A 19,390-nucleotide genomic window follows, 5' to 3' on the forward strand; every position below is an offset into this window, starting at 1 on the left:
TACAGCAGAATGCGGGAACGGGAGGAAGCGGTCCGCCGCTGGTTTTCCATGTGGCTTCATCAAACCGACACGGGAATCTGCGGGCTTTTCACGGAGGACTGCGAATATATCGAAAGCTGGGGGCCGCGGTATGTGGGTTCCCGGGAAATTGCCCATTGGTTCCAGGAATGGAATACCCGGGGCAGAGTGATCCGCTGGGATATTCAGGATTTTCTTCACTGCGGCAGCCAGACCGCCGTCACCTGGCATTTTGAGGATCAGATGGCAGACGGCGCCTCCGAAAATTTCGACGGCGTTTCCCTCATCCGTTGGACAGATGAAAACACCATCTGTTTTTTGAAGGAATACGGCTGCCGTCTTCCCCATTACGATCCCTATCGTGGACATAAATAATACTTCTCTCGCAGAGCAGAAGAGATATACAAGTATATATAACCCCATCAAAAAAACGGCGTCTAACCCGCCGTTTTTTGCTTTCTTATACTTTTCCGGCCCATAAAGCAAGGCCCGCTCGAATCAATTCTGCGGCGCAGCTTCCGCCGCCCTGTTGCCAGGCCGCTCTCTTATTTCCCGCCGAAATATCCGGTTTCTGGCCCCGTCTGGGAATTTCATGAATCGGCTTGCCCATCGCCGTGAGAACCCCTCTGCCTCCGGGGCCAACCCATCCCGCAGAATTTCCTCCCTTCCCAGTCAGCCGGTTCTCCGCCCGGTGTATCGAAAAGATCAGCGTCCAAAGCGGCAGCTTTTCCGATGCCGGCAATACCGCGATATGCGGGCCAGCGGCCGCCCGTTTGAACCTCTTATTCCGGCACTTCAACCTTTCTGTTAAACTTATCGAGAAGAAGCGCAGCAACCACCCCAACCACCAGGCAAACCACATTTACAACGCCGGAAGTGACGCTTTCGACGAAGCTGGAAAAGGGAATAATCACGAGAGTGGCCGCCACTACAATGCCGATAATTCCATGGAAGGCGAGATTATAGTGGTTTTTCATCAGACTGTCTACGGCCTTCGCCAGCAGGATCACCGTCAATATCGCGCCAATCCCCGCAGGAACCAGGATCCCGAAATCAAAATCCCCAATTCCCGTGACAAGCGGCGTATACAGCCCCAGCGGCATCAGCAGCGTGGAAAAGCTCATTCCCGGCGCGATCATGCTCAGAGCAATGCAGAAGCCGCAGAACAGATACCATCCAAAATTCGGAGTAATGGTGACATGAATCAGGTTGATCCCCAGCAGCAGCGCCAGTGTAACCGAGAAACAAATGGCGAGGGAGATGAAGGAACCCTTGCTTCTCCCCTTCTCCCCGGCTTCCCGGAAGAGCGATGGGATCATCCCGCCGATCAGCCCTATAAACAGGCATACCGAAGGGTTTGGGTATTTTTCCAGCAAAAATCCCAGGATTTTTGCGATAATGACAAATCCGAAACAAAGGCCCACCACAAGGGGAATCAGCATGCGGTATTGTTTCTTTAGAGTTGTAATCGGATGAGACAGCAGCTCCATAATGGTCCTGTAGACGCCAAAAACAACGCAAAGGACCCCGCCCGATATCCCCGGAAGGACAGCCCCGAGGCCGATCAGTGCCCCCTGCAAAAACCGCAGCCCGACCATCTTTCCGGAATTCTTGGTTTCCTTTGTATTCCCGGGCTCTTTATTTCGTAAATGATCATCCATTATAAAACCTCCTGATAGTCTGTTCCTATTCCCATGCCCTGCCGCAGCGTTTACTGCAAACGCCGCGCCCCAAAGCGTACTTTACTGAAAATGGCAAGGCATCTATGTGTACAGATAAAAGCAACCGCCCTGGCCGAAAAAACGCATCCTCCGGGGAAAGGGACAGCCGGCATAAAAGCCGGGCCCCACCAGTATGGATGCCCGATAATGATTATATCATACTTATCCATATTTTCAATATACGCCGCAGACCCCCGCCCCATGCCGCCCTCCGCGGCTTCTCATCCGCCAGGGCGTTTTGACAAAAAGCAGCCCTGCCCCTTTCCATCGGCCTTCTCCTGGCAATGCTTGGGGTTCTCCTGCCATCCGCGCAGAGACGTTTCAGAGGGGTATGCCAGATGCAACCCCTGTTATTTTCTGGCTTTTCGCAGGCGGCAGGCTCATGCTCATCATAAAAAATTTATAGTTTGTTTTCATTGTGTATCCCCTCAAAATTAAATTTTCATTCCCGCCAAAAGAAAAAGCCCTCTGAAAATTTCAGAGAGCTCCCCTGTCTTTCTATTTTACCTTGGTTTCTTCCCGCTGTGTTTTTGCACCAGGGTTTTGGACCACCTCTGCAAATCCTCCAGCTTCCCTTCCTTCACATGCTCTTTATTCAAAACCACCGCCTGCGTCTTATTTACATAGAGAAACAGGAATTTCCCGGTTTCCCGCACTGCGGCGATCTCGCTCCATTTATAGGTCTTGTGCTGGGCCGTCCTCTTGTTGAGCGTAATGATTTTTTTATCGCTGATCTCGAACCGGACGGGAATGGGATCGGTTTTCAGCTTGGCCAGCGCGATATATTTGCGCATGGTGCTCTCCACCTGCACGACGTATACCACCGGCAGGGCGACAATAAAAATTACCGCCACCAGAACCAGCTGGCTGTATCCTGCCGTGATGCAGTAGATAAGGAGAGCAGCCAGCAAAATCTCCCCAATCGCCAGGACCAGCGCCTTGCTGCTCTTAAAAAACGCATCATAACGGTAAAACGCCCGATAGGTAGGCGCATCGAAATTGGATTCAATCAATACCATGTTTTTTTACCTCGTCCGTATTTTCCTTTTTATTATAGCATTCGTCCCACATTTTGAACAGCCTTGTTTTTTCCCGGTGTTTTTCGTTTTTTTATGGCTTTTTTATCCTGTTTTCCGGCATTTTTACAAAAAATTTATACCCTGCCCTTTTCTTTTTCCCCCAGCCGCTCTATAATGGGAAAAGCAATTCTTTTGAGGAGGATTCCAATGGATTTAGACAGTGCATCGTTCAACTTCGATTGCCGCTCCTGCGGAACAGAACACCGGGTAGACGTCAAAAAAGTCGTCATCGCGCCGGGGGCTACCGCAGGAATAGAGGATCTGGCTGTCAGCCTTGGGCTCACGCCCAGCGAGGGCATCGCCGTCTATGATACCAACACATTTGATGCGTGTGAAACGCATCCCCAAATGAAAAAAGAAGTAATCCTGAACGCCAAAAACCTTCATGCCAACGAGCAGGGAATCGCCCATTTGCGGGAGAAAACCTCTTCCTGCAGCTTCATGGTGGCGGTCGGCGCGGGAACCGTCCATGACCTGACCCGGTATACGGCTTTTAAAATGGGTATCCCATTTTTGTCTGTCCCAACGGCTTGCAGTGTGGATGGTTTTGCCTCCCATAGTTGCTCCATGACCCTCAACGGGCTGAAAACCACGGTGTTTACCCGCATGCCTATGGCGATCTGCGCAGATGTGGATATTCTGCGAAAAGCGCCTCTGCGCCTCTCGCTCTCCGGCCTGGGGGATATGGTCGGCAAGTATACCGCTCTTTGCGACTGGCAGCTGGCCAGCCTTCTGGGCGATGGCGCCGAGGCCTATTGCCCCTCCATCGGCCGCATGCAGAAGCAGGCGGTTTCGGATGTGATGCAGACGGCGGACAAGCTTCCCGAAAAGGATGCCGATGCCTATGCAAAACTCATCTATGGCCTTCTGCTTTCCGGCATGGCGATGCAGATGGCGGGAAGCTCCCGCCCAGCCGCCGGGGCAGAACACTATATCTCGCATTTCTGGGAAATGGAAGTGCTGGGCATCCCCACAACCGGGCTCCATGGGGAACGCGTGGGCATCGGCACGCTGATGGCCCTGCGGGTATACCGGGAAATCCTGGAAGCCGGGCCCTCCTATTTTTCCCAATACCGCGGGAACCTCCTCAGCGAAGAGGAGCAGCAGGAAATTTTCGGCAAGCTCTATGGCAAAATCCGGATGGAAAACGCCCAGGATACTACTGCTTCCCTCACCCGGGAAATCCTTTTGGAGAAATGGCCGCAAATCGCCGAAATTCTGGGGCAGCTCCCGGAGATCCATGCGCTGGAGAGTTTTTACCAGGCTATGGGTATGCGTTCCTCTATGGAGGAAATCGGGCTTCCCAGCAGCGAATATGAGCATACGCTGCGCTGGTCCCCCTACGTCCGCAATAAGATTACCCTGCTGCGCATTGCGGGAAGAAGATAAAACAGCAAAAAAATATCCCCCGGAAAACCGAGGGATATTTTTATAGGAGCAGAACGAGGTTTCAAAAACAACAGGAGCCGCTTTTGAAACCGAAAAGTCAACGACAAAAAATCCAAAATCTTCTTTATTTAGTGCTGTTTCTTGATTTTGTTGCAGGCAGGGGCTCTGTTCCCGGCAAACCCCGCCGTCCCCTTTTCTCTGCCGCTGTCAGCAGAAAAAGGCTGGCGTCATTCTCCATGCTTGCCGGCAGTCCCGTATGTCCAATATGTATGTTTCCTTTTTGTCCCTTTTTTGAATCCGTTGTTTTCCCAGCCCGCCTGAAATTTTAAAAACGTTGAAAAAATCAAAGTCCTGTCCAGCCAGACGAACCAGCTGGTACTGCCGCTGTTTCTCTCGTTCTTCGTCCCGGGATATTATCTGTTTGCGAAGTATTTCCCGTAAATACATAGACAGTGAACCCCAGTGATTGTCACACGGTCATCGTCCGTCTTTGTCCTTCGCCGTCCATCTCAGATTCGAAATCCTCTGATATAGCAAGGGCACGGCCCGCTTGCATGCGGCCGCGCCCATATCGTCTTTCTATTCCCTTTCCGCTCCGGCAACCTCCCGCATCAGCTGGCAAAACTCCTCCAGTGTGTTGACCCGCACCACTCTGTCCCGCCAGCGGGCCGCTCCCCGGATGCCTTTCAAATACCAGGCGCCATGCTTGCGCATCTCCCGCATAGCCACCCGTTCACCTTTATAGCGGCAAGCAGCCTGTGCCTGCCGCACCGCCAACTCCATCCGCTCGGGAAGTGTTACGGGGGTATAGGCCCCGGTTTTGAGAAATTCATGGATCTGCCGAAAGAGGAAGGGGTTCCCCAAGGCGCCCCGGGCCACCATAATGCCGTCCGCCCCGGTTTCTTCCCAGATCTCCTTGGCGTCCTCTGGGCTGAAAATATCCCCGTTGGCGTTCACCGGAATGCTTACCGCTTTTTTTACCCGGGCAATGGCCTTCCAGTCTGCCTTTCCTTCATAGAACTGCGCTCGAGTACGGCCATGAACAGTGATTCCATCCGCCCCGGCCTGCTCCGCCATCTGGGCAAAGGCGACGCAGGTATCCTCCTCCTTATCAAATCCTTTCCGGAACTTCACCGTCACCGGGAGATCGACAGCCGCCTTGACAGCGCGGATGATGCGTCCCGCCAGCTCCGGCTCCCGCATGAGGGCCGAACCCTCCCCATTATTCACAATTTTTGGCGCTGGGCAGCCCATGTTGATGTCAAACAGGGCGATCTGTTTTCCCGCCGTTTCTTCCAGCCGAGCGGCCGTTTGGGCCAGGATCTCCGGTTCCCGCCCGAATAGCTGCACGCCCGCCTTCCCCTCTTTTTCCCCGATCTGCAAAAGGGAAAAGGTCTTTTCATTTTTATACTGGATTCCTTTAGCGCTCACCATTTCCGTGAATGTCATCCCCGCTCCCTGTTCCCGGGCCAGCTCGCGAAACGCCATATCCGTAACTCCGGCCAGGGGTGCCAGCAGAACGCGGTTCGTCGCAAATCGATATGGATCCATTGGTTTTTCCTCCCTTTGGGCAAAAAAAGCGGATGGTTTCGCGCCATCCGCAGACCGTCTATTCTTCCTCACCGCCGGAGGTGTCCTCCGGTTCCGGCGAAACCGTGGTTTCCGGAATTTCTTCGTCGTCGTATACATCCGAGCTTGGCGGCGGTGTCGGGATGGGAAGCACGCTCTCAGGCGTGATCTTCTCGATCAGCTCCATGGAATTCACCTTCCAGGAGCCATCCTCTCCTTTGACTACCTGCACTTTATAGACCCCGCTTTCGATAAATTCCGTCACCGGGTTGAAGGTAAGCACGCTGGAAGTATCCACTTTGGATTTGATATCCTGCACAATGTTTGTCACCTGGATTTCCGCAGAAGTCTGCCAGGGAAAGATCACGGCAAAGGAGATATCCGTACGCTCGTCATAGTTCATAATGGTATAGCTGGCATTGGTCTTTTGCGTATCCAGCCCCGTTTCCTTCAAAAAATCTTCGGTAAAGAGCTTGTCCAGCATTTCCGTATCGTCGTTGTCCATCGGCTCCAATATCACCGACGTGCGCTTTGCAAACGCGTCTTTGGTCATAACAAACACATCCATGCTGTTGAGCGCCGTGAACATGGCAAATATCACAAGGCCGATGGAAACCGCAACCACCAGTAGCTTTCCTAGAATATAGGAAAAGAATTTTTTGGAATCCACAGCAATTTTTTTCTTCAAAATCGTGTCACCTCAACTGTCTCTTTCTGCTCTTGGGAATCCTGCAAAACATCCTCCCGTCTTTGCCGGGAGCACGGCGCAGGTATTTTTCCCATGGCACAAACGACATATGCCGGAATCCGCCGCCCTGTCATCATGGGAGGCATTCTGTTATTTATTGTACCAGAGTGCGGCATTTCCTTCAAGTGGCATTCCCGGAAATCCCGGAAGGGCGTCTGCCCGGCCGCAGATTCTACATAAATTTTTTCCTTTTTTGTTTTGGCAAGCATCCCGCTCCGTCTTTGCATGCAAAGTGGAGAAACGGCCATACTAAACAAAAACTGAAAGGAAACAACAGTATATCCATGGAATCACTTTGGTCTAAAACGGCGTCTCTGCCGGAATTTCCCGTCCCGCCGGGAGACAGGAAAACAGATGTTTTAATTATTGGCGGCGGTATTGCTGGGCTTCTCCTGGCATATGAGCTGCAAAAGGCGGGTGTGGAATATATGCTTGTGGAGGCATCGGAAATTTGCAGCGGCATCACCAAAAACACCACGGCTAAGATCACCTCACAGCACGGGCTTTGCTATACAAAGCTGGCAAAACGGCTGGGAGACGGCGCCGGCCTGTATCTTCGGGCCAACCAGGAGGCTTTGGAGGAATTTCGGAATATCGCCCGCCGGGTTCCCTGTGATTTTCAGGAAAAAGACGCATTTGTCTATACCCTCTCCTCCCCGGAAAAAATACGGCAGGAGGCAGAAAACCTCCGAAAACTGGGCTTTCCCGCCAAAATTGTCCACGAACTGCCCCTCCCCCTGCCCATCCAAAATGCCCTGTGTTTTCCCAAACAGGCGCAGTTTCATCCCCTCAAATTCGCCGCCGGGATTGCTCCCGGGCTGCATATCTATACCCATACAAAGGCATTGGAATTTTTGAATGATGGACATCTGATTCAAACAAACCGCGGAAGAATATCCGCAAAAAAAGTCGTTGTCGCCACGCATTTTCCCATGAACAACAAGCATGGGGGCTATTTTCTCAAACTATACCAGGATCGGTCCTATGTCCTTGCCCTGGAGAATGCCCCGGATATGGAGGGAATGTATATCGATGAATCGCCGCAGGGATATTCCTTTCGCAATATCGGAAACCTCCTGCTCCTGGGAGGCGGCGGGCATCGAACCGGCAAGTCTGGCGACGGCTGGCGGGACTTGGAGGCCTTTGCGAGAAAGGAATTTCCCGGAGCCGCGGTCCAGGCCCGCTGGGCCGCGCAAGACTGCATGAGTCTGGATGGCGCGCCCTATATCGGGCCGTATTCCAGGCATACGCCGGATTTCTTTGTAGCCACCGGCTTTAACAAATGGGGCATGACCTCCTCCATGGCGGCGGCATTGCTCCTAGTGGATCTGGTGCAGGGAAAAGAAAATCCTTATGCTCCGGTGTTCTCTCCTTCCCGCAGCATTCTCCATCCCCAGCTTTTCGTCAACACATGGGAAGCCCTTTCCAGCCTTCTCAGGCTAAAGCGGCCCCGCTGCCCGCATATGGGATGTGCCCTGCAATGGAACAGTGCAGAGCAGACCTGGGACTGCCCCTGCCATGGCTCCCGTTTTGATGCCCAAGGGCGGCTCATCGACAACCCGGCAACGGATGGCTTGCAGACAAAATAAAATGCAGCCCGCAGTCCTTTTTTCCATCAAAGGCGGCTTTGCTGCAAATTGATTGAGAGCTGCGCTTACGCTTGTTTTACCACTCGAATTTTCCTAAAACAGACCCATTTTCAGAAGCGCACCCTATGACGCCGCTTTTTTGGGGTTATGGAGATTTGGCGTATAGATGGGCAGGAGCGGCAAATATAGCTAATATTAAGACGCAGCCGAACCAAGTGTATTCCATATATTCCCAAAACAAAACCAGGATGCTGTCTTCTCGGTTTTTACAGCATCCTGGTTCATCTCTATATTTCCGTTCCTGGCATTCCGCCATACCTTGTCTCAGCGCGGCGGGCAATTCCTGCAAAAATACAGGCGTCCTTTGGGGTAAAGGGGTAAATTTCCTTTTTTCACAAACCTTTATATGCCCGCAAACCCGCATGGTTACTGGGTTTTTGCTCGCCTTATTTCCCAATCGGTTTCATTGTCGGAAAGAGGAGAACATCGCGGATGGAATAAGCGTCCGCCAAAAGCATGACCATCCGGTCGATGCCGATGCCGATCCCTCCCGTGGGCGGCATGCCGTATTCCAGAGCGTTAACAAAATCCTCATCCATCATATGCGCCTCTTCGTCGCCCTTTTCCCGCTCTTTCAGCTGCGCAAGGAAACGCTCTTTCTGATCCACCGGGTCGTTCAGCTCGCTGAAGGCATTGGCGATCTCCCGGCGTGTGATAAACAGCTCAAACCGCTCGGTCAGCCAAGGCTCGTCTGCCTTGCGTTTGGCAAGCGGCGACACTTCCACGGGATAATCCATGATAAAAGTGGGCTGTGTGAGCTTTTCTTCCACAAATTCCTCAAAGGCCGCGTTCAGAAGCGTGCCCCGCGTCTCATCGCCGCTCACTTCCATATGCAGAGACTTGGCCAGCTCCCGGGCCTCTTCGTCCGACTGCGCCGCCGCAAAGTTGACGCCGGTATACTGCTCGACGGCCTGGGCCATGGTCATGCGGTTCCAGGGCGGCGTCAGATCGATCTCCTCGCCCTGATAGGTGATTTTGGTGGTGCCATAGAGCTTGTTGGCGCAATAGGCAAACAGATTTTCACAAAGCTCCATCATGCCGTGATAATCCGTATAGGCCTGATACAGCTCCATCGTCGTAAACTCGGGATTATGCTTGGTATCCATTCCCTCGTTGCGGAAAATTCGCCCGATTTCAAACACCCGCTCAAAACCGCCAACAATCAGCCGCTTCAAATGCAGCTCGGTGGCGATGCGCAAATACATATCGATATCCAGGGTATTGTGATGGGTGATAAAGGGGCGGGCTGCCGCGCCGCCGGCCGTAGCATGAAGAATCGGCGTTTCCACCTCGATAAATCCCTTTTCATCCAGATATTCCCGGATATATTTGATGACCTTGGAACGGATGACAAATGCCTCCTTGACCTCCGGATTCACGATCAGATCGACATACCGCTGGCGATAGCGCAGATCCGTATCCTTGAGGCCATGGAACTTCTCCGGCAGCGGCTGAAGGGATTTGGCAAGGAGCGTAACCTCATGGCATTTCACCGAAATTTCCCCTGCGTTGGTCCGGAAAACCTCCCCCTTGACTCCCACGATGTCACCGATATCATAGGTTTTATACTGGGCATAGGGCTCATCGCCCATCACATCCCTGCGGGCATAGCACTGAATTTTCCCCGCTCCGTCCATAATATGGAAAAAGCTGGCCTTTCCCATAACACGCTTGGAAATGATCCGCCCGGCAATCGCCGCCTCGCTGCCCTCCAGCTCCTCAAAATGATCGAGAATTTCTTTGGAATCCGCCGTGCGGTCGAACTTTACGATCTCGAAGGGGTTCTTCCCCTGCTCCTTCAACGCCCTGAGCTTTTCCTGCCGGACGCGAACGACCTGAGAAACATCCTCCTGCGCCGCTCCGTTATTCTTTATCTCCTGTCCCATGCTCTTTCCTGTTCCTTTCCCTGGTCTCAGTCGTTCCCATCCGCCTTGGATATCTCCAAAACGACAAGCTTGATCTCTCCGCCGGGAGCTTCCACAATGACTTCTTCTCCCACGGACTTGCCCAGGAGCGCCTGCCCTACCGGGGATTCGTTGGAAATGATATTATTCGCCACATCGCTTTCCATGGAGCCGAAAATCTGATATGTCTCCTCTTCGTTTGTCTCGGTATCCAGAATCCGGACTTTTGTGCCGATGCCTACCTTTTCCAGGTTGATCTCGTCGTCATCCACAATCGTCGCCGTCCGCAGCGTCTTTTCCAGTCCCTGAATTTTTCCCTCGATGCGGGACTGCTCATTGCGGGCCTCGGTATATTCCGCGTTTTCACTCAGGTCGCCAAAGGAACGCGCCACCTTAATCTGCTCGGAAATCTCCGCCCGCTTGACGGTTTTTAAATATTCCAGCTCCTCCTCCAGAGCCGCCTTGCCCTTTTTGGTCAATACAAATTCATTTGCCATTCTTCTCTTACCTCCGCCATTCTCATCCTATCGAAAACAGCCTTTCCGGCTGCATGTGGCTAATAGATTTATTATATTTTATGGCCCCGCGAATGTCAATCGCCGGCCCGTTCCTTCCGGTTTTCCTGCAAATATGTTTCCAGCTTGCTTTTCACCCGCTGCAGGGCATTATCGATGGACTTTACCCGCCGGCCCAGCTGCTGGGCGATCTCCTGATAGGACTTGCCCTTCAAATAGAGACTCAGCACCTTCCATTCCAGATCCGAGAGCATCTCTCCAATCTTCGCCTCGATATGCGCCAGATCCTCCCGGTCGATGATGATTTCTTCGGGATTCAAAACCTTATTGCCGATGATAACGTCAATGAGTGTCCGGTCGGATTCCTCGTCATAGATGGGCTTGTTCAGCGACACATAGGAATTGAGCGGCTTATGCTTCTGCCGGGTCGCGGTCTTGATGGCCGTGATGATCTGCCGCGTGATGCAAAGCTCGGCAAAGGCGCGAAAGGAGGACTGCTTTTCGCTGTTGTAGTCCCGGATGGCCTTATAGAGACCGATCATCCCTTCCTGCACCAGATCCTCCCGGTCGGCGCCGATGAGGAAATAGGAACGCGCCTTGGCCCGGACAAAGTTTTTATATTTATTCAAGAGATAGTCCTGCGCATGGCTGTCGTCGCTGTTGGCCAGGGCTGCCAGCTCATTATCCGAAAGCTGGGCATATTTCTCGTCAAATTCCAGCTCCTCCTCGGGAATTTCTTCCTCCTCCAGCTGCGCCTGCATTTCCTCTTCCAGTTCTTCGTCGATCCGATAATCCAAAAAGCTACTCCCTTTCTATTTTTTCTTTCCCGCGTCCTGCCGCACCTTTTCATAGAGCAGTACGGCTGCCGCAGCCGAGGCATTCAGCGATTCCACATGGCCCCGGACGGGAATACGAACCGTGAAATCACAGCGTTCCTTCACCAGACGGGAAACGCCCTCGCCCTCTGCCCCGATGACCAGCATGAGCGCGCCGGTCAGATCGGCGCCAAAAGCGTCCTGCCCGTCCATATCCGCCGCGGCTACCCAAACGCCCCGTTCCTTCACCTCGTCGATAGCCGCCGCCAGGTTGTTTACCCGGGCAATGGGGATGTATTCCTCCGCGCCGCAGGCCGTCTTGCAGGCAGCCGCCGTCATGGATGCGCTGCGCCGCTTCAGAATCACGACGCCATGGGCGCCCAGCACCTCTGCGCTGCGGACAATCGCCCCCAGGTTCTGGGGGTCCGTAATCCCATCGAGGGCGACAAGAAAGGGCGGCTCTCCCTTTTCCTCAGCCCGCTTGAAAATATCCTCCAGTTCTGCATAGACAATAGAGGAAACCTGGGCGACAATTCCCTGGTGATTCCCCGGGCGGCCCTGATAGCCAAAGGGCATGGACAGCTCGTCCAGCTTGCTTTTCACAGTTTCCTTTACGACAATCCCCTGTTTTTTTGCCAATGCCAGAATTTCCCGCAGGCTGCCGTCCCTGCTGTCCTTCGCAACAAAAACCGCGTCGATGCTGCGGCCGCTTTTGATGGCCTCCCGGACTGTGTTCCGGCCAATGAGTATGTTTTCCTTTTCCAAACCTTACGCTTCACTTTCCGGCAGAATCGCCTCAAAAATCTCGTGTAACCGGCCATATTCCCCCACGAGGAATAAATACCCCACCACGGCTTCCAGGCCCGTGGCCTTATGATAATCGCCGATATCCATATTTTTGGGCGTGGTCGCCGATTTGGCGTTGCGCCCGCGGCGGTAGATATCCGCCTCATCCTCCAAAAGCATGGGCAGGAGCTTGTCCGCCGCTTCCGCCTGGGCACGGGCATTCACCACGCCGCAGACCCATCGGTTTAAAAGGTTCACATGCTCGCCGCTGGCCTTGACCCGGCTGGTGCGCACAAACAGATCGTATACCGTATCGCCGATATATGCCAGCACCAGCGGATTTTTCATCCGGGCCTCCTGCTTGGAAATAGGACTCAAAAGGCCCTCCGTTATCTGCTTTTCCTCGATTGCTTCCCTCATGCGTTTGTTTTGGCCTCCGCCAGATAATCCTCCATGCCCTCCATAATCGCCTTGACGATCTTGATCTGATAGAATTTTTTGCCCAGGAGGATTTCCTCCTCGGGATTGGAAAGAAACCCGCATTCCACAATGACCGCCGGGGCCGCTCCTGACTTGACGATATAATAGTTTCCTTCTTTATGAGAAAGGGGCTTCTTCACTTCCAAATCTTTGTTCAGCCGTTCCTGGATGCACCGTGCCAGCTTCTCCCCTTCCACGGAGCCCGGCGCATAAAACACCTGCGGCCCGCACACATCCGGGTCTTCATAGAAATTCTGATGGATACTGATGGTCAGATCCTGCCCGCTCGTCTCGATGATCTCCCGGCGCTTGGCCATATCCTCTTTTTTTGTCGGCGCAATCGCTTCTCCGTCGCTTCGGGTCATCACCACTTCCGCTCCCGACTTTATAAGGCCATCCCGGAGCTTTTTGGCAATTTCAAGATTGAGATGATCCTCTTCTACCTTGGTGTTGGTTCCCGAGGTCCCCACGTCGAAACCGCCGTGTCCCGGATCAATGACAAATTTTTTCCCTATAAATTCAGCCGTTGCACCCACGGTCGCCGTCTCTCCCAGAGAGGTGAGATAGAGCACCAACCCGGCCAAAACCGCCAATAAAACCCCAAAGGTGACAAACAGCTTCACTCTTTTTTTATCCATTTGCTTTTTCGTCCGCTGTTTTCCCATATTCTCTCCTCCCTCTTTGCCCTTTTCCGCCGGAAAAGTCCTGCGGTTCATTCTATGCGCCGGTTCCCCGCAATATTAAAGCAGGGGAAGCGAAGGATCCGCATTCAGGGACAGCTGCGCCGCCGGGCTTTGCAGCATCCGGTAATAGGCCGCGGAGCCGATCATCGCCGCGTTATCCGTGCAATAGCAGAGCTTTGGAAGATAGAGGGCAAACCCGCCCCGGGCCGCCTCTTCTCGCAGGGCGGCATTGGCGCTGACGCCCCCCGCCAGGGCGATTCTTTTGATATGCTCCCGTCGGGCCGCTTCAAAGGTATTTTCCATCAGAGTTCTCACCACGGTTTTCTGAAAGCTGGCCGCCACATCCGCCGGGTTAAAGCTTTCCCCGCGCTGCTCCATGCGGTGAACCAGGTTGATTACCGCGGTTTTCAGGCCGCTGAAGGAAAAATCCAGATGATGTTCCCCCCGGAAGCTCTTGGGGAAATGATAGGCATCCGGATCTCCCTGCTCCGCCAGCTTTTGCAGATGCGGCCCGCCGGGATAGGGCAGGCCCAAAATCCGCGCCACCTTGTCAAACGCCTCGCCTGCCGCGTCGTCCCGGGTCGCGCCCAGGGGAACATAGCGGCCATAATCCTCTACCTTCACGATATTCGTGTGCCCGCCGGACACCACCAGGCAGAGGAAGGGCGGCTCCAGCTCCGGATAGGTGATATAGTTGGCTGAAATATGCCCCTCCATATGATTGACCGCGATCAGCGGCTTATCCAGCGAAAAAGCCAGCGCCTTGGCATAGGAAACTCCATTCAGGAGCGCCCCCACCAGCCCCGGTCCCTGGGTGACGGCCAGCGCGTCGATTTCTCCAAAAGTGCAGCCCGCCTCGCGCAGAGCCTGATCCACAATATAGGGCAGCTTTTCCAGGTGGTTGCGGGAAGCTATCTCGGGCACCACGCCGCCGTATTCCGCATGGATGGCGATTTGGGTAAAAAGCGTGTTGGAAAGCACTCTCCGGCCGTTTTCCACCACCGCCGCCGCCGTCTCGTCGCAGGAGGTTTCGATGGCCAAAATGCGCACATTTTCCTTTTTTCGCAGCTCCCGGATCTGCCGATCCGCGCGTTCCTTATACCGCATTTCCTTTTCCTTTTCGTCTTTCGTGCCGGCGGGCCAACCATGCCCCCAAAAGCAGGAGCGCCAGCGTCCCCACGCAGGCAAAAGCGATGCGCATGACCAGGTCAAAGAAAAACTGGCCGGGCACCATTTGAATTAAAATATCCGTGCGCGGATCCAGCAGCCATAGGTCGTTGGTGAAAAACACACGGTGAAAATTCGTCCAGAAGGTATTAAAATCCAGCGCCGCAAACAAAGCCAGCAGGCCAAACAGCAAGAGGAACGCCCAGTTTGCGTGGATATACCCCATAAGGGCCGCCTGCCGCTCCCGGGAGAAGAAGATCGCCCAAACAAAATAGACAAGCCCGGCCGCAAGAGCAATCCACCCAAAGGTCATCGCCCCCAGATACAGGTTTCGCACGTCTGCCATGTGCAGCGTCTCCCGCTCGTTGAACACTTCCCGGCGCTCGCCCCGGATCTCTGCCGTGACGGACAGATCCTCCCGGGCGCCCCGGGTATAATCCAAAAGCGCCTGCGTTGCCGCATCCAGATCCTCCTGGCTCATGCCGATGGAAGCCGCCGTGCCCAGCTTGGCATATTCCCGGGCATAAAAGCCCTTGTCAAAGCAAAGAATCCCAATCCACTGGATCACAATTCCCAAAATCACCAAAAGCCCGGCAGCGACAGCGCCGCCCTTTATGAAAGCTGCCTTCTTCATCGCCTTAGTCCGGCTCGATGAGGCAAGCCCGAACCGGGCTTCCATCCGCATCGATCTTCAAGGGCGCCGCGCAGAGAATATAGCGGCCTTTCTCCACATCTTTGAGATCCAGCAGTTCCAAAACGGCGCATTCATTGCCCAAAAGCAACTTGTGTACCTGGTCGTTTCCAATGGAGAGCGCCGCCGTTCCCACCAGATGCACCCGATGATCGATGAGCCACTGGGCTTCGTCCAGGTTCAGCCGTCCCTTGCCTTTCAAAATGACCCTGTGGCAGCCCGGCTCCACCATCTTTATGTTATCCGTCACCAGGCATTTCCCGACAAACTGTTTAATGGGCAGCTCTGCCGCCGTCTTGCCCCCTTCGATAAAGTGGCAGGGCGCATCCATATGGGTCCCCGTGTGGGTTCCCATCCGGAGTTTGGAGAGCATATAGCCGTTATCCTGCACGGTGCTCCATGTTTCCATGGAAAACCGCGGATCCCCTTCATAGATGGCCACATTCTCGTCCAATTTATGGGTTATGTCAATGACTCGCATACTTTCCCCTACTTTCTTCCTAACATACGGTTTCCATTATAAATGCTTCTCCTGCTTTTTTCAAGTGCGCCGCGGCGTTAAAACCCGCAAATTCGACAACCAGATTCTGCAAGCTCTTTCCGTTTCGAACCGGCGGCATATTCCAAAAAATCTGGCTCCGGCCATTGCTCCCTCTCTTTCCCGGCCTTCGGCCCATCCAAATTGCAGAATAGGGCGCAGCTTTTCTCCCCGGCCAGGCGGATGCGTCCATTCTGGGCGGCTCCGTCCCTATTCCACCAGCGAAGCCCGGAATTGGGATGATCTCGGAAATCCCTCTATATTTCCGTTCTGCTCCTGTGCTCCGACGGCTGGAAGCACATTCATTATGGTTTCATAGGCTGCCTGTTCCCGGCTTGGCGGGCTGTCTTCCATACCGGCCCTCATGCGCAGCTTCTACTCTCCGGCGGCTCCCTTCTCCGTTTGGCGCGAATTTCGGCGGTCCACAAAGGCAGTATTTCTCTTTTCTCGTATCTCTGCCCTTTCCGGCTTTTCCTTCCCTTCCAACGCCATGCCGCAGGCCAATAAAAAAACGCTGAATTTCTTCAGCGTTTTTTCTTCTGTCCTTATTTTGCCGCATCCACGTTTACAACAGCCTTGCCGTTGTAATACCCACAGTTCTTGCAAACTCTGTGGGAAAGCTTCATTTCATGACACTGGGGGCATTCCGCCATGCCCGGCATGGAAAGCTTCCAGTTTGCTTTTCTGCTGCGCGTCACCGCTTTGGATGTTCTTCTCTTGGGTACTGCCATGTATCTACACCTCCCTCGTCCTAGTCAAATAATCCTTTTAATTTTTCAAACGGATTGTCTTTTTTCACCTCGCCGTTTGGCTTGCATCCGCAGGGGCCTGCATTCCGGTCCTTGCCGCAAATCGGGCAGAGTCCCTTGCAGTCCTCCCGGCATAAAAACCGCACGGGCAGATGAAGGGATATTTCGTCGAGGATCATTTTGTCGAGAAGGACTTCCTCCCCGTCAAATCCATATTCGCCCTCTTCTTCGTCCGGCTCCCTTGAAAACGCGTCTGCAAAGGGGATATCCATGGAATAGAGGAATTCCTTGAGGCAGCTTCCGCACTGGGCCTCGATGTCCGCATGGATCGTGCCCCGAAAGATGACGGCTTTTCCGTCAAAGACATATTCCGCCTTGACGGCGATGGGCGATGCAAAGGATACATCCAGCGGATCTTCCCAATCCACGGGCATTTCGGCGGCCTCCAGGGTATAGACCCGGCCCATATTCTCCAATGCTTGTTCCACGGATTGCTTCATGCTCCACCTCGCCTCAACAGCCAACAAGTGAAATTATAATAAGAATCCCGGCGAATGTCAATAGTTTTTTGCCGCCCCGGAGCCTTATTTGCCGCAGATCTGCGCCGTTTCGCGGGCGATCATCAGCTCTTCGTTGGTGAGCACCACCATGGCCGTAACCTTGGAATCCGGCGTGGTGATGATCTTTTCCTCGCCGCGGCCGTTGTTCTTTTCCTTATCCAGCTTGACGCCCATGAATTCCAGCCCTTCCAGGCACCATTCCCGAACGTCCCAGTCGTTTTCGCCCACGCCGCCGGCAAAGGCGATCACGTCCACACCGCCCATGGCCGCCGCATAAGAGCCGATATATTTCTTTACCCGGTAGCAGAACATCTTGAGGGCAGTATCCGCCTTCTTGTTCCCCGCCAGACGGGCTTCATGCAGGTCGCGGAAATCGCTCGACACCCCGGAAACGCCCAGCATGCCGCACTTTTTGTTCAGGAAGGTTACGGTTTCCTCCGCCGTCATGTTGTATTTCTTCATGAGATAGGGAATGGCCGCTGGATCGATATCGCCCGAGCGGGTACCCATGGCCAGGCCTTCGAGAGGCGTGAGGCCCATGGAGGTGTCCACGCATTTGCCGCCGTCTACTGCCGCGATGCTGGAGCCGTTGCCCAGGTGGCAGGTGATAATCTTCAGATCCTTGGGAGCCTTGCCCAGAACCTCGGGAACCCGCTGCGCGATATAGCGATGAGAGGTTCCGTGGAAGCCGTATTTGCGGATCTTGTGCTTCTCATAGGCGTCATAGGGCAGCGCATAAAGATAGGCATAATCCGGCATGGTCTGATGGAACGCCGTATCAAACACAGCCACATTGGGCTTGCCGGGCATAGCCTTCATGCAGGTTTCGATGCCTTTGATATTGGCCGGGTTGTGCAGCGGCCCCAGCTCGATATATTCCCGGACGCAGTCCAAAACCTCGTCGTTGACGAGCGAAGGCGCGCTGAAGGTCTCTCCGCCGTGAAGCACCCGGTGCCCGATGGCATCGATCTCATCCATAGTTTTCACTGCACCGTATTCCGGGTTGGTCATGGCCGCGATAACTTCGTTCATCGCTGCTTCGTGGTCGTTCATTTCCTTTTCAATGGTCACCTTGTCCTTGCCGGTGGTGGTGTGCTTCAAAACCGAGCCCTTGGCGCCGATACGCTCCACAATGCCCTTGGCCTTGACGCTCTCATCCGTCATGTCGATGAGCTGGTATTTCAAAGAAGAGCTGCCTGCGTTGATTACTAAGATATATTTCATGTTTTCCTCCATCCAATCGCTGTTTTTGCTGTTATTCCGCCTGCTGCGCCTGCACGGCCGTCATGGCCACAACGCTCACGATATCGCTGACGCTGCATCCGCGGGACAGGTCGTTGACCGGCTTGGCCAGTCCCTGGCAGATCGGCCCGATCGCCTCGGCGCCCGCCAGCCGCTGCACCAGCTTATATCCGATATTTCCCGCCTGGATATCCGGAAAAATGAGAACGTTGGCCTTTCCTGCCACGCTGCTGCCCGGGCTCTTTAACTGCCCAACGCTTTCCACCAGCGCCGCATCCGCCTGCAGTTCTCCATCTACGTTCAGCTCGGGATGCGCTTCCTTTAGGATATTCGTCGCCTCCACAACCTTATCCACCAACTCATGCTTGGCGCTTCCCTTGGTGGAGAAGGACAGCATGGCGATCCGGGGATCGATGCCGGCAAGAGCTTTGCCCGTTGCCGCCGAAGCTGCCGCGATGGCCGCCAGCTCTTCCGCACTGGGGTTGATGCAGATGGCGCAGTCGCCGAACACCAGAACGCCGTTGTCTCCATAGGACTTATCCGGCACTTCCATGAGGAAGCAGCTGGAGACGATGGAGATTCCGGGCGCCGTCTTGATGATCTGGAGAGCTGGGCGGATGGTGTTGCCCGTGGAGTTGATGGCTCCGGCAACCATGCCGTCTGCCGCGCCCTTTTTGATCATCATGGTGGCATAATACAGGGTGTTCTTCATGGTCTCCCGGGCCTTTTCCGGGGTCATGCCCTTCTTTTTGCGCATTTCATAGAAGTCGTTGACATATTCGTCAAAGTTCGCCTGCTTCTCGGGATCAATGAGATTCACGCCCTCGAGGGATTTCCCTGCGGCCACCTTTTTGATCTCATCCACATCGCCCAGCAGCGTCACCTTGGCAAGGCCCTCTTTCGCGATGATCCCCGCCGCCTCGACTGTACGCGGCTCGGTTCCCTCCGCCAAAACGATGTGTTTCACATCTGCCTTTGCCTTCGCCTTGATTGCATCCATCAATGCCATAACAAATTTACCTCTTTTCTATTGATTACCCGTTTGATAAAAATTTCGTCTGGGGGTTAAAAAAATCTGTTATAATAA

Annotated in this window: 21 protein-coding genes; 4 read left to right on the forward strand and 17 right to left on the reverse strand. The window is 54.0% G+C overall.

Annotated features, from left to right (window positions below):
• The first annotated feature begins 9 nt into the window (after nt 1–9).
• Entirely contained in the window at nt 10–393 is a 384-nt protein-coding gene (locus H8693_RS03275) for a nuclear transport factor 2 family protein (RefSeq protein ID WP_249279771.1), read from the forward strand.
• Nucleotides 394–800: 407 nt separating this feature from the next.
• Here the strand turns inward: H8693_RS03275 and H8693_RS03280 are convergent, their stop codons facing one another.
• Both H8693_RS03280 and H8693_RS03285 read right to left on the reverse strand, forming a co-directional pair.
• Complete coding sequence (locus H8693_RS03280; RefSeq protein ID WP_249279772.1) at nt 801–1,679, reverse strand: DUF368 domain-containing protein; 879 nt, start codon at nt 1,677–1,679, stop codon at nt 801–803.
• A gap of 563 nt (nt 1,680–2,242) precedes the next feature.
• Nucleotides 2,243–2,758, reverse strand: a complete 516-nt coding sequence (locus H8693_RS03285) for a YcxB family protein (RefSeq protein WP_249279773.1) — start codon at nt 2,756–2,758, stop codon at nt 2,243–2,245.
• Nucleotides 2,759–2,965: 207 nt separating this feature from the next.
• Here H8693_RS03285 and H8693_RS03290 point away from each other — a divergent pair, with 207 nt between their 5' ends.
• Together H8693_RS03290 and H8693_RS03295 are read left to right on the forward strand one after the other, a co-directional pair.
• Entirely contained in the window at nt 2,966–4,207 is a 1,242-nt protein-coding gene (locus H8693_RS03290) for a sn-glycerol-1-phosphate dehydrogenase (protein ID WP_249279774.1), read from the forward strand.
• Between the two features lie 83 nt (nt 4,208–4,290).
• Entirely contained in the window at nt 4,291–4,536 is a 246-nt protein-coding gene (locus tag H8693_RS03295; RefSeq protein ID WP_249279775.1) for a hypothetical protein, read from the forward strand.
• A 250-nt stretch (nt 4,537–4,786) separates the two neighbouring features.
• On the opposite strand, the gene dusB is transcribed toward H8693_RS03295, so the two are convergent.
• The gene (dusB, locus tag H8693_RS03300) at nt 4,787–5,758 is read right to left on the reverse strand and encodes a tRNA dihydrouridine synthase DusB (RefSeq protein WP_249279776.1); all 972 of its coding nucleotides are present in this window, start codon (nt 5,756–5,758) and stop codon (nt 4,787–4,789) included.
• Between the two features lie 58 nt (nt 5,759–5,816).
• Nucleotides 5,817–6,464, reverse strand: coding sequence for a hypothetical protein (locus tag H8693_RS03305; RefSeq protein WP_249279777.1), 648 nt, complete (start codon nt 6,462–6,464; stop codon nt 5,817–5,819).
• A 344-nt stretch (nt 6,465–6,808) separates the two neighbouring features.
• Between H8693_RS03305 and H8693_RS03310 the strand changes: the two genes are divergently transcribed.
• A complete protein-coding gene (locus H8693_RS03310) occupies nt 6,809–8,113 on the forward strand; it encodes an FAD-dependent oxidoreductase (RefSeq protein WP_249279778.1) in 1,305 nt (434 codons plus the stop codon).
• A gap of 446 nt (nt 8,114–8,559) precedes the next feature.
• Here H8693_RS03310 and lysS read toward each other — a convergent pair whose 3' ends face one another.
• The 13 genes from lysS to pta all read right to left on the reverse strand — a co-directional run bounded on the left by lysS (nt 8,560) and on the right by pta (nt 19,312).
• On the reverse strand, nt 8,560–10,059 hold the full coding sequence (gene lysS / locus H8693_RS03315) for a lysine--tRNA ligase (RefSeq protein WP_249279779.1): 1,500 nt from the start codon (nt 10,057–10,059) through the stop codon (nt 8,560–8,562).
• Nucleotides 10,060–10,085: 26 nt separating this feature from the next.
• Nucleotides 10,086–10,574: a transcription elongation factor GreA gene (greA, locus tag H8693_RS03320; protein ID WP_178621772.1), complete on the reverse strand. Its 489-nt coding sequence runs from the start codon at nt 10,572–10,574 to the stop codon at nt 10,086–10,088.
• 95 nt (nt 10,575–10,669) lie between these two features.
• Nucleotides 10,670–11,353, reverse strand: a complete 684-nt coding sequence (sigH, locus tag H8693_RS03325) for an RNA polymerase sporulation sigma factor SigH (protein WP_249280109.1) — start codon at nt 11,351–11,353, stop codon at nt 10,670–10,672.
• A gap of 51 nt (nt 11,354–11,404) precedes the next feature.
• On the reverse strand, nt 11,405–12,172 hold the full coding sequence (gene rlmB, locus H8693_RS03330; protein ID WP_178621774.1) for a 23S rRNA (guanosine(2251)-2'-O)-methyltransferase RlmB: 768 nt from the start codon (nt 12,170–12,172) through the stop codon (nt 11,405–11,407).
• A 3-nt stretch (nt 12,173–12,175) separates the two neighbouring features.
• Entirely contained in the window at nt 12,176–12,613 is a 438-nt protein-coding gene (locus H8693_RS03335; RefSeq protein WP_178621776.1) for a Mini-ribonuclease 3, read from the reverse strand.
• On the reverse strand, nt 12,610–13,338 hold the full coding sequence (locus H8693_RS03340; protein ID WP_249279780.1) for an N-acetylmuramoyl-L-alanine amidase: 729 nt from the start codon (nt 13,336–13,338) through the stop codon (nt 12,610–12,612). Before H8693_RS03340 ends, H8693_RS03335 begins: the two co-directional genes overlap by 4 nt.
• 75 nt (nt 13,339–13,413) lie before the next feature.
• Complete coding sequence (gene tsaD, locus H8693_RS03345) at nt 13,414–14,463, reverse strand: tRNA (adenosine(37)-N6)-threonylcarbamoyltransferase complex transferase subunit TsaD (protein WP_249279781.1); 1,050 nt, start codon at nt 14,461–14,463, stop codon at nt 13,414–13,416.
• Entirely contained in the window at nt 14,453–15,157 is a 705-nt protein-coding gene (locus H8693_RS03350) for a TIGR01906 family membrane protein (protein WP_249279782.1), read from the reverse strand. Before H8693_RS03350 ends, tsaD begins: the two co-directional genes overlap by 11 nt.
• A gap of 4 nt (nt 15,158–15,161) precedes the next feature.
• Nucleotides 15,162–15,695 carry a cyclase family protein gene (locus H8693_RS03355; RefSeq protein ID WP_178621784.1) on the reverse strand — a complete coding sequence of 178 codons (534 nt, stop codon included), beginning with the start codon at nt 15,693–15,695 and terminating at the stop codon, nt 15,162–15,164.
• Between the two features lie 602 nt (nt 15,696–16,297).
• Nucleotides 16,298–16,483 (reverse strand): 50S ribosomal protein L32, encoded by a 186-nt coding sequence (gene rpmF, locus H8693_RS03360; RefSeq protein ID WP_249279783.1) that lies wholly within the window; start codon nt 16,481–16,483, stop codon nt 16,298–16,300.
• Nucleotides 16,484–16,503: 20 nt separating this feature from the next.
• Nucleotides 16,504–17,001 (reverse strand): YceD family protein, encoded by a 498-nt coding sequence (locus H8693_RS03365; protein ID WP_249279784.1) that lies wholly within the window; start codon nt 16,999–17,001, stop codon nt 16,504–16,506.
• Between the two features lie 84 nt (nt 17,002–17,085).
• Nucleotides 17,086–18,285 (reverse strand): acetate/propionate family kinase, encoded by a 1,200-nt coding sequence (locus tag H8693_RS03370; RefSeq protein ID WP_249279785.1) that lies wholly within the window; start codon nt 18,283–18,285, stop codon nt 17,086–17,088.
• 31 nt (nt 18,286–18,316) lie between these two features.
• Nucleotides 18,317–19,312 carry a phosphate acetyltransferase gene (pta, locus tag H8693_RS03375; RefSeq protein WP_178621792.1) on the reverse strand — a complete coding sequence of 332 codons (996 nt, stop codon included), beginning with the start codon at nt 19,310–19,312 and terminating at the stop codon, nt 18,317–18,319.
• Nucleotides 19,313–19,390 lie beyond the last annotated feature (78 nt).

The organism is Guopingia tenuis, from assembly GCF_014384805.1.
GTDB classification, from domain to species: Bacteria; Bacillota; Clostridia; order Christensenellales; family Christensenellaceae; genus Guopingia; species Guopingia tenuis.